Source organism: Novosphingobium naphthalenivorans NBRC 102051 (genome assembly GCF_001590985.1).
Taxonomy (GTDB): Bacteria; Pseudomonadota; Alphaproteobacteria; order Sphingomonadales; family Sphingomonadaceae; genus Novosphingobium; species Novosphingobium naphthalenivorans.
This window is the reverse complement of record NZ_BCTX01000065.1, coordinates 14805-29896: the sequence shown is the minus strand read 5'-3', so window position 1 is coordinate 29896 and position 15092 is coordinate 14805. Positions and strand designations below refer to the sequence as shown.

Sequence of the window (15092 nt, the reverse complement as noted above, 5' to 3'; positions counted from 1 at the left end):
CCCGCTCGACGGCGGCGATCCGATCGTCGAGGCGGGCCGCCTGCCGGTCGAGCGCCCGGCGCCCGCGATCATCGACCGCGATCTGGTTTCGCAGCCGGTCGAGACCGGGGTCCTGGTGGTCGATGCCCTGTTCGCGCTGGGGCGCGGGCAGCGCGAACTGATCATCGGCGACCGTGCCACCGGCAAGACGTCGGTCGCGCTCGATGCGATCATCAACCAGAAGCACTCCGACGTGTTCTGCGTCTATGTCGCGGTGGGCCAGCGGGCGAGCGCGATCGACCGCGCGATCGAGGCGATGAAAGCCCACGGCGCGCCTGAACGCTGCATCTTCGTGGTCGCCTCGGCCGCCGAAGCGCCGGGGCTGCAATGGCTGGCGCCTTTCGCGGGCTTCACCATGGCCGAGTATTTCCGCGACAAGGGCCAGCACGCGCTGATCGTGATCGACGATCTCACCCGCCATGCGGCCACCCACCGCGAACTGGCGCTGCTCACCCGCGAGCCGCCGGGGCGCGAGGCCTATCCGGGCGATATCTTCTATCTCCACGCCCGCCTGCTTGAACGCGCCGCGCGGCTTTCGCCCGAGCTGGGCGGCGGATCGCTCACCGCGCTGCCGATCGCCGAGACCGATGCAGGCAACCTTTCGGCCTATATCCCCACCAACCTGATCTCGATCACCGACGGCCAGATCGTGCTCGACAGCCGCCTGTTCGCCGCCAACCAGCGGCCTGCGGTCGATGTCGGCCTCTCGGTCAGCCGTGTCGGCGGCAAGGCGCAGAAGCGGGCGCTGCGGCAGGTCTCGGGGCGGATCAGGCTCGATTATGCACAGTTCCTCGAACTGGAGATGTTCACCCGCCTGGGCGGTGTCTCCGACCCGCGCTTCAAGGCGACGCTGACGCGCGGCGAGCGCATCCGCGCGGTGCTCGCCCAGCCGCGTTTCAGCCCGATGCGGCAGGCCGATCAGGTGGCCCTGCTGGCCGCGCTCGATGCCGGCGTGCTCGATGCGATTCCGCCCGGCGCCATTGCCGCGCTGCGCCCCCGGCTGGGGCCTGCGCTCGACGGCGCGGCCAGCGATCTGGTCGCGGCCGTGGAGGCGAACCAGACGCTCGACGATGCCGCGCTGGAGCGGCTGGCGGGCGTGGTCCGCGCGCTTGCCGGAGGAGAGCATGGCTGAGCGGCTGAGCGATGTCGAAGCCCGCATCGACAGCGTTCGCCAGCTCTCCTCGGTGATCTCTGCCATGCGCGGCATCGCCGCCGTGCGCAGCAACGAGGCCAATGCGCGGCTGGCGGGCATCCGCGAATATGCCGATACCATCGGTAGCGCGATCGCCCAGGCGCTGGCGCTCTACTCCGATGACGGCGCGGGGCCCGGCGGCGGAGAGGGCGTGTCTGGCCGCGTGCTGGTGCTTGCACTCTGCGCTGAGCAGGGCTTCGTCGGCGCGTTCAACACCCATGTACTCGACGAAGTGCAGGCGCTCGCCGCGACTGTGGGGGCGGAGCGCATGGACCTGCTCATCACCGGTAGCCGCGGCGTCGGCGCGGCGCGCGAGCGCGGGCTGGAGCCGGTCGATTGCATGGCCATGGCGGGCCATGCCGATCAGCTTCCGGCGCTCGCCAACCGCTTGGCCGACCGCCTGTTCACCCGGCTGCAGGAAGGCACGGTCAGCCGCGTCGTGGTGGTCAGCGCCCGGCCCGACGACACGCATACCGCGCCTTACCGCGTGATCCCGCAGACGGTGATCCCCTTCGACTTCGCGCGCTTCCCGCCCGCAAATCTGGCGCAGCCGCCGCTGGTCCATCTGCCGGCGCCGCTGCTTTTGGCGCGGCTGACCGACGAATATGTCTTCGCCCAGCTCTGCGAGGCGGTGACTCTGTCCTACGCCGCCGAGAACGACGCCCGGATGCGCGCAATGATCGCCGCGCGCGAAAACGTCGCCCGCAAACTCGACGAACTGACCGCCACCTCACGCCGGTTGCGGCAGGAGCAGATCACCGAGGAGCTGATCGAGCTGGCGGGAGCAGTGCGGGCGTGAGGGGCGGGGTTAGTCGAAGCGATTCTCGACTGCATTGAAATGGCCTTCAACAGTCGTGCCTCTACCGTCGTCGTAAAGGTATAGTGTCACGGGACAGCGCTGCTGGCTCGCCCAGTTCACGGCCTCCTGTACAGTTATGCCTTCACGCTGATCATAGTCGATCACGGTGCTAGGCTCAGCCTTCGGCGCTTGATCGGCATCGGCAACACTGTTGTCGTGTTCGACGGCTTCGATGATGGCGTTGATCCGCTTCCAGCGAAATGGACGTGTGCGGCGATCAATGATGTTCCAGATCATGCTGCCTCATACAAGCTAGTAGGATGGAGCCGAAGCTTGCTTCTTTCGTCGCCCCCGCGAAGGCGGGGGCCCCGCTCCCTTTCTGTACGGCGTGCGGTGAGAAGCGGGATCCCCGCCTTCGCGGGGATGACGAGGAAGGGGGAAGCATTGGATGTAGCTGGCTAGAAAGCCTCCTGGTCCAGCTCCCGCAAGTCCAGCTCTGCGCACAGCGCCGCCCTTGCCGCCACCACATCGCGCCACAAGGCCGGGCTGGCGAGGTCCTCCACCGCAATCTCCTCCGGCCAGTACCGGCGCACCACCGCCTCGATCCGCTCCAGCTTCCCGGGCGTCGCGATGAAGCGCGGGTCGACGGTCGCGGGATCGGCCACCACGCGCAGGCGCAGGCAGGCGGGGCCGCCGCCATTGGCCATGGACTCGCGGAGGTCATGGACGAAGAGGTGGCGGATCGGGCCGTTGCCCGCGACGTGGGCCTGCAGCCACGCCCACACGGGGGCGTTCTCCTGCGCCTCGCCGGGGAGCACCAGCGCGGTCTCTCCGGAAGGCAATGTCACCAGCTGCGCGTTGAACAGGTAGGACCTGATCGCGTCCTCCAGGCTCACTGCACTGGCGGGCACTTCGACGATCTCCACTTCGGGCAGCTTCGCACGCAATTCGGCATAGAGCCCCTCGCGGTCCGCGAAGGCCAGTTCGTGGGCGAACAGCACCCGCTCGTTGGCAACGGCGACCACGTCGTTGTGAAAGGCCCCGGCGGCAATCGCCTCGGCCGATTGCTGCGCAAAGACCGTGCGCGCCGGGTCGAGGCCGTGGACGCGGGCGACGGCTTCGCTCGCCTCGCGGTGCTGGCGCGCGGGGAAGGGGCCGCCGCTCTCGCCATAGACGAAGACTTCGATCCCCGGCGCATCGTGGCTGGCGCAAAGCCGCATGTGGTTGGCCGCGCCTTCGTCGCCGAACGGGGCGGGAACCGGGGCGTGGACGGCGAAGTGGGCGGTGTCGGCAAAGGCCAGTCGCAGCTGCGCCAAGGTCTCGCGCCATTCGTGGCTGCGGTGCGGCATCGTCACCAGATTGGCGACCGTGAGGTGGCAGCGCCCGTCCACGCAATCCGCCGCGGGCGAGACGGTCGCGGCATTGGCCGCCCACATCGACGAGGCCGACAGCGCATTGGCGCGCAGCTGCGCCGAAGCCTCGGCGACAGTGGTGCCAAGCTGGCGCAGCCACCCCTCGTCCGGGCGGCGCTGCGGCAGGAAGAACCCTTGCGGCAAGCCCCGCTCCAGATTGGCGCGCATCTTCGCCAGCCCCTGCAACGCCGCATCGCGCGGGCGCGAGACTTTGCCGAAATTGCGCGTGGAGGCGAGATTGCCGAGGCTGAGCCCCGCGTAGTTGTGGCTGGGGCCGACAATGCCGTCAAAGTTGATTTCGGTGATCATGCGGGGGCTCTCAGGGGTGCGTTACAAGGTGACAGGTTGACACGGGTGACACGGTCCAGAGGGAAAGGTGTCACCTTGGGGCGGGAGTGTCACCTTACGGGGGCAATGTGTCACCTTGCGGTGCCGGGGCGTGGCGACGAGGGCGCGGACGGAGCTCATGACGGAGAGCCTACCGCAAGGTGGGGGCTGTAGGAAAGCGTTGGAGGGCTCGGTTACTCTTGCGTTTGCCCTACACAGCCCCAGCCGTCGCATTCTACGCTGAAACTGTCTTCCAACTGAAGATAGGTCATCGTCAGGTCTCGCATGGCTTCCTCGTCGGTCGTTTGGCTGCGGACCAGAAACAGCCATGGCTGGCCGTCTTCATCTGCTTCAATGAACTCCTCGACGCTGAATCCCCAGTTCGAACTGGCAGCCTCAAGGCGCCGTAGAGCGTCGATCGATCCTCTGAATGAAACGTCAACATCCCGGACGACGTGCGGTAGATCGCCATGTTCTCGGAGGCTTCGAATAACATCGAGGTCGGCAGCCCAAACCTCATCCCAACGTTCTGGCTCGATCGGTTTCATGATGTCTCCAGCGCGTCTGAACGTCTCTGAAGGTAGGGCATACCATATTGGCTAAGGCCCTAAAGAGTTATCTCTGCGATGTTGCGATAACCGCGTTCTGCGCGCCCTGATTCTGTCGAAAAATGGGATCGTCGCGTCACGCAGTCTGGGGCGGGGGCTGCGACAAGCTCAGCCTGAGCGGGGATGACGAAATGATGGGGGCGAACCGCAGGTTGAGCAAAGCGGCTCGAAAGCCCCCTCCTCTTCAGAGGAGGGGGTTGGGGGTGGTGGCGCGCAAGCGTCGCGCTTCGCCGCAGCACCACCCCGCTGCGACTAAGGCCTGCGGGGCAGGCCCAAGTCTCGCGCCCCTCCTCTGAAGAGGAGGGGGAACCGCCTTTACGCCGGGGCGTACGTCACCGTATCGCCCACGCCGATGCCCAGTAGCCCCGCCGCCTGCGCATCCAGCGTCACGCCGTCGCTGCTCTCGCGCACGCAGCCTAGGCAGGCGCGGAAACCGGCGAGGCGGCCGTGGGAGACGATGTGCGTCGCGCCTTCGTCCCCGCAAGGGACCAGCGCCGTCACCACGGCGTCCTTTGCCTCGCGGACGGTCTTGATGCGGTCGGTCTGGGCCATCATCGAGGGGCCGCCGTCGAAGATGTCGATGTAGTTCTGGAAGGCGAAGCCTTCGTTTTCCAGCATCCGCATCGCCGGGCGGCCGGAGAAGTGCGGCTGGCCCATCACTTGCCGCGCGCCTTCGGAGAGGAGCGCGGTATAGATCGGGTGTTTGGGCATGAGGTCGGCGATGAACTGGTTGCCGTGCTTGGCGTTGAACTCGTCGGCATCGCGAAAGCTCATGTCGAAGAAGCGCCCGGCAAGGCCGTCCCAGAACGGCGAGTTGCCTGCATCGTCGATCGCGCCGCGCAGTTCGGCGAGCGTGCGGTCGGCGAAGCGGCCGCGGTGGGCGCGGATGAACAGGTAGCGGCTGCGCGCCAGCAGCTTGCCGGTGCCCGCCGAACGCTCGGTGGGATCGAGGTAGAGCCCGCCCACTTCGCTCGATCCGTCGAGATCGGTGCACAGCGTCAGCATGTCGGCGCGGAAGGTGCGGTCCAGTTCCCTGGAATGCTGGGTGATGCGGCCGATGCGGTAGGAATAGAACGGCAGCTCGGTGCCGACTTGCGACATGATCTGGCAGGTGCCGCGCACTTTGCCGGTCTCGGTGTCCTCAAGGATGAAGACGAACAGATCGTTGCTGAGCGTGTCGTCCGGCCGGGCGAAAGCCATGGCGGCGCGGTGCAGCTTGTCCTTCAGGGTCGGCTTGTCGGGCGGCAGGTTGGTGAAGCCGCCGCCGGTGCCCTTGGCCATGCGGTAGAGCGCTTCGAGGTCCTTTTCGCGGGCGGTTCTGAGAAGAAACGTCATAGCGCGATACCTTGCCTGTCCAAACGGTGCATGACCAGAGCCGTCAGCCGCGCGCGGGCATCGAGCGAGCTGGCGAGAAGGAATTCGTCGGGGGAATGGATCGCCCCGCCGAGCGCGCCCATGGTGTCGAGCACCGGCACGCCGCAGGCGGCGATGTTGTTGCCGTCGCACACGCCGCCGGTGTCCTTCCAGTGCATCGCCTGGCCGAGATCGGCGGCGGCCTGCGAGACGAGGCCGTAAAGCGCTTCGGTTTCCGGCCCCACCGGCTTGGGCGGGCGCGAGACGCCGCCGGTGAGGTGGATCGAGACATCGTGCGCGGCTGCGACAGCGGCGATCGCCTCGTCGATCAGGGCGCGGGCCACGTCGGCGAGTTCGGGCGTGCGCGGGCGCAAGTTGAAGTGGAGAATGGCAAGGTCCGGCACGGTGTTGTTGGGCGCGCCGCCTTCGATCCGGGCGGGATTGACAGTCAGCCCCTCGCGCCGCCCGGCCGCCAGCCGCATGGCGAGGTCTCCTGCGGCGACAATGGCGTTGCGGCCGTCCTGCGGGTTGCGGCCCGCGTGGGCGGACTTGCCGTGGATCACGGCGGCATAGTTGCCCGAGCCGGGCCGGGCGCGGGCCATGGCGCCATCGGGCAGGGCGGGCTCGTAAGTCAGCGCCGCGATCTTGCCGCGCGCGAGCTCCGTGATCAGCGAGGCCGAGGAGAGCGAGCCGGTCTCCTCGTCGCTGTTGATGAGGACGTCGTAGCCGAGCGAGGGATTGCCCTGCTCGTAGGCGGCAAGGCCCGCCAGCATCAGCGAGAGGCCGCCTTTCATGTCGGCGGTGCCGGGGCCGTGCAGCCTATCCTCGTCGAGCCAGTCGCAAGTCTGGAAGGGGTGTTCCCTAGCATAGACCGTGTCCATGTGGCCGGTGAGGATCACCCGGCGATTGGCCTGCGGGCGCACCGACAGCACCAGATGGCGGCCATGAGCCAGGGCGCGCATGTGGCCTTCCCGGTCGACTTTCTCGACCGGAGCCGGTTCGGCCAGCCGCACTTCGCCGGGGAGTGCCGAGAAAGCCTCGGCCAGCTTTCCGGCCATCGCTGCCAGCCCGTCGAGATTGCCGGTGCCGCTGTTGATCGCGGCCCATTCCAGCGTGCGGGCGAGGATCGGCGCGCGCTCGACGGGGGCGAGCAGGTGCTGTTCTTCGGAGGTGAGGCTGGAGGTCATTGATGGATGCTTCCCAAACATTCGTCATTGCGAGCCCGCAGGGCGAAGCAATCCAGGGCGGTTTGCGCTCGCTCTGGATTGCCGCGCGGCCTGCGGCCGCTCGCAATGACGATAATCGAGATCATGCGCGCAGCTTGCCCGTCAGCGCGCCACTGTTGCCCGCCGCGCTTCCCGCCTCGAAGCTGGCGACGGGGTAGGCGCAGTAATCGGCGGCGTAGTAGGCGCTCGGGCGGTGGTTGCCGCTGTCGCCAAGGCCGCCGAAGGGCATCGATCCGGCCGCGCCCGTGGTCGGCCGGTTGCGGTTGACCACGCCGGCGCGGCATTCGCGGAGGAAGCGCTGCCACAGCGCGTCGTCGCCGCTGACAAGGCCCGCCGAGAGGCCGAAGCGGGTGTGGTTGGCCGCCGCCAGCGCCGCATCGAAATCGCCGACGCGGCGGACTTGCAGCACGGGGGCGAAGATCTCCTCGTCGGGCACGCCGACGCCGGTCACGTCGAGCAGGGCAGGCGTGACGAAAGCGCCGCTGCGGCCGTGGATGCCCTCGAACGGGCGGATGACTTTCGCGCCATGCGCGACAAGCCCGGCCACCCGGTCCTTGGCGGCGGCGGCGGCGGCATCGGAGATCAGCGGGCCGAAATAGGGCTCGGGCGTCTCGTCCCAGCCGCCGATGGCGAGCTTTCCGGCCAGATCGTCCACGGCGGCGACCAGCGCGGTGCCGAAGGTATTGTCCGGCACGATCAGCCGCCGGGCGCAGGAACAGCGCTGGCCGGTGGTGACGAAGGCGGACTGGACGACGATCGAGGCGGCCTCATCGACATTGCCGTCCCACGCGATGAGCGGGTTGTTGCCGCCGAGTTCCAGCGCGAGGATCACGTCCGGGCGGTCGGCGAAAATACGGCGGAAATGCGCGCCTGCACCGGCCGAGCCGGTGAACAGCAAGCCGTCGATATGGCCCGAGACCAGTGCCTCGCCGGTCTCGCGCGCGCCTTGCAGGATCTGGAACACGCCCTCGGGCAGGCCCGCTTCGGCCCAGCATTCGGCCATGGCGGCGCCAGTGGCAGGCGTCATCTCGCTGGGCTTGAATACCACCGTGTTGCCCGCGAGCAGGGCCGGGACGATGTGGCCGTTGGGCAAGTGGCCGGGGAAATTGAACGGGCCGAGCACAACCATCACGCCATGCGGCCGGTGGCGCAGAACCGCCTGTCCGAACGGCATCTCCGTGTGCTTTTCGCCCGCGCGTTCGGCCTGCGCGGTGATCGAGATGCCGACCTTGCCGATCATCGATCCCACTTCGGCCAGGCCTTCCCAGCGCGGCTTGCCGGTCTCGCGCGAGATCGTTTCGGCAAGGGCGTCCTTGCGTGATTCGAGCGCGGCCTTGAAGCGCAGCACGGCCTCCACGCGCGCTTCGACCGGCAGCGCGGCCCAGCCGGGGAAGGCCTTGCGGGCGCGCAGCAGCGCGGCGGTGACGGCGTCCTGACCGGCCGTTTCGCCTTCCCAGACGAGATCGCCAGTGGCGGGGTCGAAGGATTGCAGCATGGTTATCGTGTCCTTGCGCCGAAGCAGGAGAGAGTGGCCCGGACCATGACTTTGCGGCGGCACGCGGAAAGGCGCATCTGCAACCGGCCGGCGGCGAAAGCCATGACATCCTCGTTGTTCAATTATTACGCGTAGGTGGAACTTAAGAAGTTGGAGCGGGGAAGTCCATGCGCTGTCTGTCTATAGGCAGGATAACCTTTCGCGCACGCTGCGACGGCCCCCGCTGCGCTGCCCGGCAACGGGGAAGGCCTCTTGGCAAAAAGGCGAGATGGAAAGCCCGGTCCGTCGCAGCAGGCCGGGCCTGGAGCGCTTTACCCGTGCGCGCCGAACTCGTTCGCCAGGGCCGTGGTGATCCGCAGCGACAGGGCATAGGACCGCGCGATCGGATCAATGTAGTCCTTGTGGATCTGCGCATAGCCCGCTGCGCTGGAATCCGGATACTCGCTCGGCTCGTCGATGGCGAAATCGCTGATCGAGGGGAAGTGGACCGGGAAAGCGCGGCGCAGCTGGGCCAGGCCGTCCTCCACGCGCAGGCTGAAGAACATCTCCAGCACGTCGTCGCGGCTGATGTCGTTGGCGCGGCTGAAGGGCGGAACCATGACCGCGCGCAGGAACATGTGCTTGAACAGCGCGATGCGCAGCGACTGCAGCGCGCCGAGGTTGCGCCGGATGTGCTCGCGGTCCTTCGCGGGCGGCGCTTCGTCGGGGATCAGGTCGAGCAGCTTGTGCAGCTTCATCGCATCGACGCGCAGGCGCGAGGCGAGGCGGCGGAACACGCCGGTGCGATCGTCCTTGGTGAGGTATTCGGCCAGTTTCAGGCAGGCGTCCGAAATGTGCTGCTCATGCCCGCGATAGGGGCGGCTGGCCCAGTAGGCCGAATTGAACAGCTCGCCATAGGCCGCGACCGTCTTGATCGAGGCCAGCGCGTTCGCCGCGCGCACCAGCCGCACGAGCTGGCGTCCGCGTGCGGACTCGATCAGCATCTCGGCGATTTCCTCGCGGTTGCCGTCGGAGGCCGTGCCCATTCCGGCAATCACGTTCACCGGATAGCCGAGCTGCTGGAGGATCGCATTGTGCGGGATCGCGCGGATCTGGCGCAGGCTCATCGAGCGGTCGGCGGCAAGGTCCGACTGGCGGCGCGACTTGCGGCTGCCGGTATCGTTGAGCAGGCCCAGGCCGAAGGCGGTGATCGCCCGGCTGTAAGTCGTGCTTTCAAGGTGCTCGTGCTGAACCCGGCGGATCGCGCGGTAGAAGTCGAGGCTGAGGTCGGTGCGGCGGTAGAACACATCGGTCGGCGCGCGGGTGTCGGCGCCCCACAGCGGCTTTTCGGCCATGCGGGTGAGAATGGCGAGCGCCAGTTCGTCCGAACCGAACCACAAGTAGCCGTCGCCGCCCTGGAACGAGACTTCGGGTTCCAGCCGGATTCCGGCCCGCAGGAAGCGGCGGCGCGCCCAGGGCGGCATCTGCCACTCGAACCGGTCGTCGATGCTGGTCGGATGGCAGCCGCGGCCCATCGATTCGCCGCCGGTGTTGAAGATCAGCGCGGCCACATCGGTCAGGCCATTGACGGCCATGGCTTCGGCCAGGCGCCCGTGCAGGCGTTCGATCGCAAGCGCCGCCGGGATCTGGCCGACGAAGCGGCCGGCGTCGGAGAACCCGGTCTGGATCGAGACGCGCCCGCGCTTCTTGGCATAGTCGCGATAGGCCGGTTCTGAGAGCACCGCGTCGAGGAAGCGGCCGCCGTGTTCGAGCGCGCTCTCGGTCTCGAACAGGGGCGAGACGTCCACCTTGTCCTCGATCCCGAACATCTTGGCGAAATAGAGCGCGGCCAGAATCGTGGTCGGCTGCTCGCATTCCGCCACCAGCATCCGGATCGGGGCGTCGGCGTCGATGTGGCCGAGGATCTGCGCCATGGCGAGGAACTGGCGCACGGCCGTGCTGTTCTCGATCGCGAGCGCGGCGAAATTGGATTTGAGCGGCTTAACCTCGGCCAGCAGCTCGCGCATCTTCACCAGCGCGGCCTGGCTGGCGAGGCTGAGCTTGCCGGCCGGATCGATGCGGCGGCGGATCGCGTTCTGGAGCTGGGAGGAATTCACGCGGAAGTGAATCCAGCCCATGCCCAGGCCGTCCGCGCGCATGGCGGCGGCGGTGACAAGCAGCTTGCAGGCCACTTCCTGCCCGGCGTGACGGGCCTCTTCCTCCAGTTCGGCGATAATGCCGGACAGGCTCACCAGCTTGTCGGGATGGTCCGAGGTGAGCGCGTTGGCAGCCACCGAGAGAGCTTCGGGTTCCGACAGGTCCTTGCTGAAATTGGCAGCCATTTCCGCCGTATGCGCCGCTGCCCGGGCGAGCTTGGCGGCGACCTTGGGTTCCAGATCGGCAAGGCTTTCCGCATAGCCGGACAGGCGCTGCGCCTTTTCCTGCAGGCGGTAACGGATCGAGGTGGACCAGCCGATGTCGGTGCGGCCGTCCATGTCGTAGCCGACCCATGAGGCAAAGCGCACAGGCATCGGCTGCAGGCTTTTCCAGCGCTTGGGCCAGCGCGTGGCGGCGATGTCGAACAGGCGGGCGCAGATGCGGTCGCGCGCCTTCTGGCCATTGGCGATCGCGGCCGTGGCTTTTTCATGCTCGTAATCGAGCGTGATGGTGTCGCGTTCGGCCGGGGCGATGCAGACCGAGGCCTGGCTGTGATCGCCGGTCGAGGCGGAGCGGGCAACCGCTTCCGTCTGGGCGCTCGACAGCAGGAACGTGGGGTGCGCGGTAAACACGACATGCGCGGCGGGGCGCTGCCAGCGCACGGCGAAGGCGGTGAAATCCTCTTCGTCCGCGGCCGCGTCGAGCCGGGCGTCGTTCTCGGCGAGCGGGATGGTTTCGAGCACGCGATCGAGCCGGACAGCGCGGGCGCGCAGGCTCTCGCATTCCATCTCGGCGACAAGCGCTTCGATCTGGTCGAGGCTCATCTCCCCGTTTTCCAGCTTGCGCGACAATTCGATGCCGAGCTGGAAGACCGGGTTGTAGAGCGGCGTCTGCGCCGTGAGCTTGTGCAGTTCCTGCAGGCGGGCTTCGAGAGCCGCGACGGTGGTGAGCTCGGGGCCGGTCATCGCGCGAGCCCCGCCGCGGCGCGTGCGGTGGCTTCGATTTTCGCGACGTCCGGCGTGCCCTTGGGCACCATCCAGCTGCCGCCGACGCAGAGCACGGCATCGAGCGCGAGCCAGTCAGGGGCATTGTCCATGGTGACGCCGCCGGTCGGGCAGAACTTGGCTGCGGCCAGCGGGGCGGAGATTGCCTTGAGCGCCGGCGGGCCGCCCGCTGCCATGGCCGGGAAGAACTTCACCCGGTCGAACCCGAGTTCGAGGGCCAGCATCACGTCGGTGGCATTGGCGGTGCCGGGCAGGAAGGGGATGCCCGACTTCACGGCCGCTTCGCCCAGCGTGGGGGTGAGGCCGGGGGAGACGATGAACTCCGCGCCGGCATCGATCGATTTTGCCAGATCATCGGGCGTCAGCACCGTTCCCGCGCCGACCACGGCGCCGGGAACCTGCTTCATCACCTTGATCGCCTCGATCGCGCATTCGGTGCGCAGCGTCACTTCCAGCGCGGGAAGCCCGCCCGCGACCAGCGCTTCGGCAATGGGCAGGGCGTGCTCGATATCCTCGATCACCAGCACCGGAATGACCGGGGCGAGACGCATGACCTTTTCGACGGCGGCGGATGAGGTGGTCATTATTGCAGATGCTCCCTGGCGAAAGCGGCAGCCGCGCCGAACAGGCCGGGCTGCGGGTGAGTGATGAGCTTGACGGGAAGAGTGGCCATCATGCCGGCGAACCGGCCCTTGGCGCAGAACCTTTCGGAAAAGCCGGATTTCAGGATGGTTTCGCGGATACGGTAGCCGAGGCCCCCGGCAATCACGACGCCGGCGGCACCGTGGGCAAGGGCATAGTCGCCGGCGGCGGCGCCGAGCGAAAGGCAGAAGCGGTCGACAGCGGCCGAGGCCAGCGGGTCCTCGCCCGAAGTGCCGGCCGTCCAGATCTCGATATCGCTTTTCTCGACAATGGCCTTTTGCTCCATGGCCGCGAGCGTTGCGTAGATATCGGCGATCGCCGGGCCCGAGACGACGCGTTCCACCGAGACGCGGGTATGGCGCTTGCGCAGCCGGGCAAGGATGGCGTCCTCGATCAGGTCGAGCGGGGCGAAATCGATGTGGCCGCCTTCGGTGGCCTGCACATGGTAGCTGCCCCCTTCCGATATGGTGCGCCCGTCCCGCCAGAGATGGGCGACGCCAAGGCCAGTGCCGGGGCCGATCACGCTGATCGTGCCGCTGGCGGGCAGGGGAGCGCCCGGCGGGCCTGCCAGATCCAGGAACTCGTCCTCGGGCGCGCGGGCCACGGCATGGGCAACGGCGGCGAAGTCGTTGACGATGGTGTGGCGGGTGGCGCCCAGCTTCTCCTCGATCAGCGCGGGGCGGATGATCCAGGGATTGTTGGTGAACTTGATAACCTCACCGCCGACTGGCCCGGCGACGGACATCGCCACGGCCGGGGGCAGGGTGCCGCCGTTCATGTCCCGAAAGGCCTGCCAGGCGAGCTGGAAGCTGCCGTGGTCCTTGGTGTGCAGCGTTGCGGGTTCGCCCAGCGTGATGGTGCCGTCCGGCGCTACACTGGCCAGCGCAAAGCGCGCGTGGGTGCCGCCGATATCGACGGCCACGATGTCAGTCATGTCACTCTCCGATCGCCGGATCTGCCCGGTCTTTTCGATGGTGGCCGCGCTGCTCACAGCCCTGCCGCCTCCAGCATCGCCGAGCCGCCCTGTTCGGCGCCGCCCGCGCTCATGCGGAACATGGCGAACAGCTCGCGGCCCATGCCCATTGCGGCGGCGGGTGCCGGGGCGGGTTCGCGCGACGACAGGTCGGCCGTGGTCGAAAGCGAGCCGTCCTCGGCGGAAAGGCGCACCACGTCGCCGTCGCGCAGATAGGCGAGCGGGCCGGGCTTGCCGTCCTTGGCCAGCGCCTCGGGCGTGACGTGGATGGCGGCGGGAACCTTGCCCGAGGCGCCCGACATGCGCCCGTCGGTGACAAGCGCGACCTTGTGCCCACGATCCTGCAGCACGCCGAGTGGCGGGGTCAGCTTGTGCAGTTCGGGCATCCCGTTGGCGCGCGGCCCCTGGAAGCGCACGACGACGATCACGTCCTTGTCCAGTTCGCCCGCCTTGAACGCGGCGCTGACCGCTTCCTGGGTGTCGAACACCCGGCACGGCGCTTCGATCGTCCAGCGCTCCTTGTCGACCGCGCTGGTCTTGAAGGTGCCGCGCCCGAGGTTGCCCGAGACGAGCCGCATCCCGCCATCGGGCTGGAACGGATCGGAAACCGGGCGCAGCATCGTGTCGTCGCCGCTTTCGGCAGGCGCGGGGGTCCAGCCGAGGGCATCGTCCATCAGCACCGGCTCGCTGGCGTAGTCGCTCATGCCGCCTTCGGCGACGGTCAGGATATCGGCATGGGCAAGGCCGCTGCCCAGCAGTTCCTTCACCACCCAGGCCATGCCGCCCGCCGCGTGAAAGTGGTTCACGTCGCCCGAGCCATTGGGATAGACGCGGGTGATGAGCGGGATCACGGCGGAAAGCTCGTCGAAATCCTCCCAGTCGATGATGACGCCGGCGGCGCGTGCCATGGCGGGCAGGTGGATCGCGTGGTTGGTCGAGCCGCCGGTGGCGAGCAGGCCGATCACGGCGTTGACAATCGCTTTTTCGTCCACGACTTCGGCCATCGGGCGGTAGTCTTCGCCTTTCTTGGTCATGCCCGCGAGCCGGTGCACGGCCGAGCGGGTGAGCGCCTGGCGCAAGGGCGTGTTGGGCGGCACGAAAGCTGCGCCGGGCACGTGGAGGCCCATCATCTCCATCATCATCTGGTTGGAGTTCGCGGTGCCATAGAACGTGCAGGTGCCCGGCGCGTGGTAGCTGGCGCTTTCGCTGGCGAGCAGTTCCTCGCGGCCGACCTTGCCCTCGGCGTAGAGCTGGCGGGTCTTCTGCTTTTCCTTATTGGAAATGCCGCTGGGCATCGGGCCTGAGGGGATGAACACGGCGGGCAGGTGCCCGAAGCGCAGGGCGCCCATGACGAGGCCGGGCACGATCTTGTCGCAGATGCCCAGCAGCGCCATGCCGTCGAACATCGCGTGGCTGAGCGCGACGGCGGTGGAGAGGGCAATCGTGTCGCGGCTGAACAGCGACAGCTCCATGCCGTCGAAGCCTTGCGTCACCCCGTCGCACATCGCGGGCACGCCGCCGGCGACCTGGGCCGTCGCGCCCACTTCGCGGGCGAAGAGCTTCATCTGCTCGGGATAGCGGCCATAGGGCTGATGGGCGCTGAGCATGTCGTTGTAGGCGGTGACGATGCCCAGGTTGATGGCGCCGCCAGTCGCGATCGCGGCCTTGTCATCACCCGAGGCGGCAAAGCCGTGGGCGAGGTTGGAACACGACAGGAAGCTGCGGTCGGAATGGCGGTCCCGCTCGCGCGCGACCATGTCGAGATAGCCGGTGCGGCTGGGCTTCGAGCGCGCGATGATGCGATCGGTCACGCGCGCGACTACGGGGTTGAGAGGGCTCATGGGCTTCTCCTGATCTTTTATTTGCCCGGTCCGCGATACGGCGCG

12 protein-coding genes are annotated in these 15092 nt (G+C 67.8%); 2 read left to right on the top strand and 10 right to left on the bottom strand.

Features of this window, described 5'->3' with window-relative positions:
* Together NN5_RS18500 and NN5_RS18495 are read left to right on the top strand one after the other, a co-directional pair.
* Positions 1–1171 (top strand): F0F1 ATP synthase subunit alpha (locus NN5_RS18500; protein ID WP_067736765.1); only part of this gene is annotated, 1171 nt, incomplete at its 5' end.
* Complete coding sequence (locus tag NN5_RS18495; RefSeq protein ID WP_067736762.1) at positions 1164–2030, top strand: F0F1 ATP synthase subunit gamma; 867 nt, start codon at positions 1164–1166, stop codon at positions 2028–2030. The genes NN5_RS18500 and NN5_RS18495, both read left to right, overlap by 8 nt.
* A 9-nt stretch (positions 2031–2039) precedes the next feature.
* Here the strand turns inward: NN5_RS18495 and NN5_RS18490 are convergent, their stop codons facing one another.
* From NN5_RS18490 to edd, 10 genes are all read right to left on the bottom strand, one after another.
* Positions 2040–2327, bottom strand: a complete 288-nt coding sequence (locus tag NN5_RS18490; protein WP_067736759.1) for a hypothetical protein — start codon at positions 2325–2327, stop codon at positions 2040–2042.
* A 161-nt stretch (positions 2328–2488) separates the two neighbouring features.
* Positions 2489–3751, bottom strand: a complete 1263-nt coding sequence (locus NN5_RS18485; protein WP_067736756.1) for an N-succinylarginine dihydrolase — start codon at positions 3749–3751, stop codon at positions 2489–2491.
* Positions 3752–3963: 212 nt separating this feature from the next.
* The gene (locus NN5_RS18480) at positions 3964–4317 is read right to left on the bottom strand and encodes a ribonuclease E inhibitor RraB (RefSeq protein WP_067736753.1); all 354 of its coding nucleotides are present in this window, start codon (positions 4315–4317) and stop codon (positions 3964–3966) included.
* A gap of 375 nt (positions 4318–4692) precedes the next feature.
* A complete protein-coding gene (astA, locus tag NN5_RS18475; protein WP_067736750.1) occupies positions 4693–5712 on the bottom strand; it encodes an arginine N-succinyltransferase in 1020 nt (339 codons plus the stop codon).
* Positions 5709–6917 carry a hydrolase gene (locus tag NN5_RS18470; protein WP_067736747.1) on the bottom strand — a complete coding sequence of 403 codons (1209 nt, stop codon included), beginning with the start codon at positions 6915–6917 and terminating at the stop codon, positions 5709–5711. Before NN5_RS18470 ends, astA begins: the two co-directional genes overlap by 4 nt.
* Positions 6918–7038: 121 nt before the next feature.
* Positions 7039–8451 carry a succinylglutamate-semialdehyde dehydrogenase gene (gene astD / locus NN5_RS18465; RefSeq protein ID WP_067736745.1) on the bottom strand — a complete coding sequence of 471 codons (1413 nt, stop codon included), beginning with the start codon at positions 8449–8451 and terminating at the stop codon, positions 7039–7041.
* Positions 8452–8762: 311 nt separating this feature from the next.
* Complete coding sequence (locus NN5_RS18460) at positions 8763–11552, bottom strand: phosphoenolpyruvate carboxylase (RefSeq protein WP_067736742.1); 2790 nt, start codon at positions 11550–11552, stop codon at positions 8763–8765.
* Positions 11549–12175, bottom strand: coding sequence for a bifunctional 4-hydroxy-2-oxoglutarate aldolase/2-dehydro-3-deoxy-phosphogluconate aldolase (gene eda, locus NN5_RS18455; protein WP_067736741.1), 627 nt, complete (start codon positions 12173–12175; stop codon positions 11549–11551). The genes NN5_RS18460 and eda overlap by 4 nt, the downstream gene beginning before the upstream one ends.
* On the bottom strand, positions 12175–13167 hold the full coding sequence (locus NN5_RS18450; protein WP_067736773.1) for a glucokinase: 993 nt from the start codon (positions 13165–13167) through the stop codon (positions 12175–12177). The genes eda and NN5_RS18450 overlap by 1 nt, the downstream gene beginning before the upstream one ends.
* 53 nt (positions 13168–13220) lie before the next feature.
* The gene (gene edd, locus NN5_RS18445; protein WP_067736738.1) at positions 13221–15047 is read right to left on the bottom strand and encodes a phosphogluconate dehydratase; all 1827 of its coding nucleotides are present in this window, start codon (positions 15045–15047) and stop codon (positions 13221–13223) included.
* Positions 15048–15092 lie beyond the last annotated feature (45 nt).

Bases quoted from the DNA above. Each gene is read 5' to 3' on its own strand.
- NN5_RS18495 (WP_067736762.1), top strand. From the start codon at position 1,164: ATGGCTGAGCGGCTGAGCGATGTCGAAGCCCGCATCGACAGCGTTCGC.
- NN5_RS18490 (WP_067736759.1), bottom strand. From the start codon at position 2,327: ATGATCTGGAACATCATTGATCGCCGCACACGTCCATTTCGCTGGAAG.
- NN5_RS18485 (WP_067736756.1), bottom strand. From the start codon at position 3,751: ATGATCACCGAAATCAACTTTGACGGCATTGTCGGCCCCAGCCACAAC.
- NN5_RS18480 (WP_067736753.1), bottom strand. From the start codon at position 4,317: ATGAAACCGATCGAGCCAGAACGTTGGGATGAGGTTTGGGCTGCCGAC.
- astA (WP_067736750.1), bottom strand. From the start codon at position 5,712: ATGACGTTTCTTCTCAGAACCGCCCGCGAAAAGGACCTCGAAGCGCTC.
- NN5_RS18470 (WP_067736747.1), bottom strand. From the start codon at position 6,917: ATGACCTCCAGCCTCACCTCCGAAGAACAGCACCTGCTCGCCCCCGTC.
- astD (WP_067736745.1), bottom strand. From the start codon at position 8,451: ATGCTGCAATCCTTCGACCCCGCCACTGGCGATCTCGTCTGGGAAGGC.
- NN5_RS18460 (WP_067736742.1), bottom strand. From the start codon at position 11,552: ATGACCGGCCCCGAGCTCACCACCGTCGCGGCTCTCGAAGCCCGCCTG.
- eda (WP_067736741.1), bottom strand. From the start codon at position 12,175: ATGACCACCTCATCCGCCGCCGTCGAAAAGGTCATGCGTCTCGCCCCG.
- NN5_RS18450 (WP_067736773.1), bottom strand. From the start codon at position 13,167: ATGACTGACATCGTGGCCGTCGATATCGGCGGCACCCACGCGCGCTTT.
- edd (WP_067736738.1), bottom strand. From the start codon at position 15,047: ATGAGCCCTCTCAACCCCGTAGTCGCGCGCGTGACCGATCGCATCATC.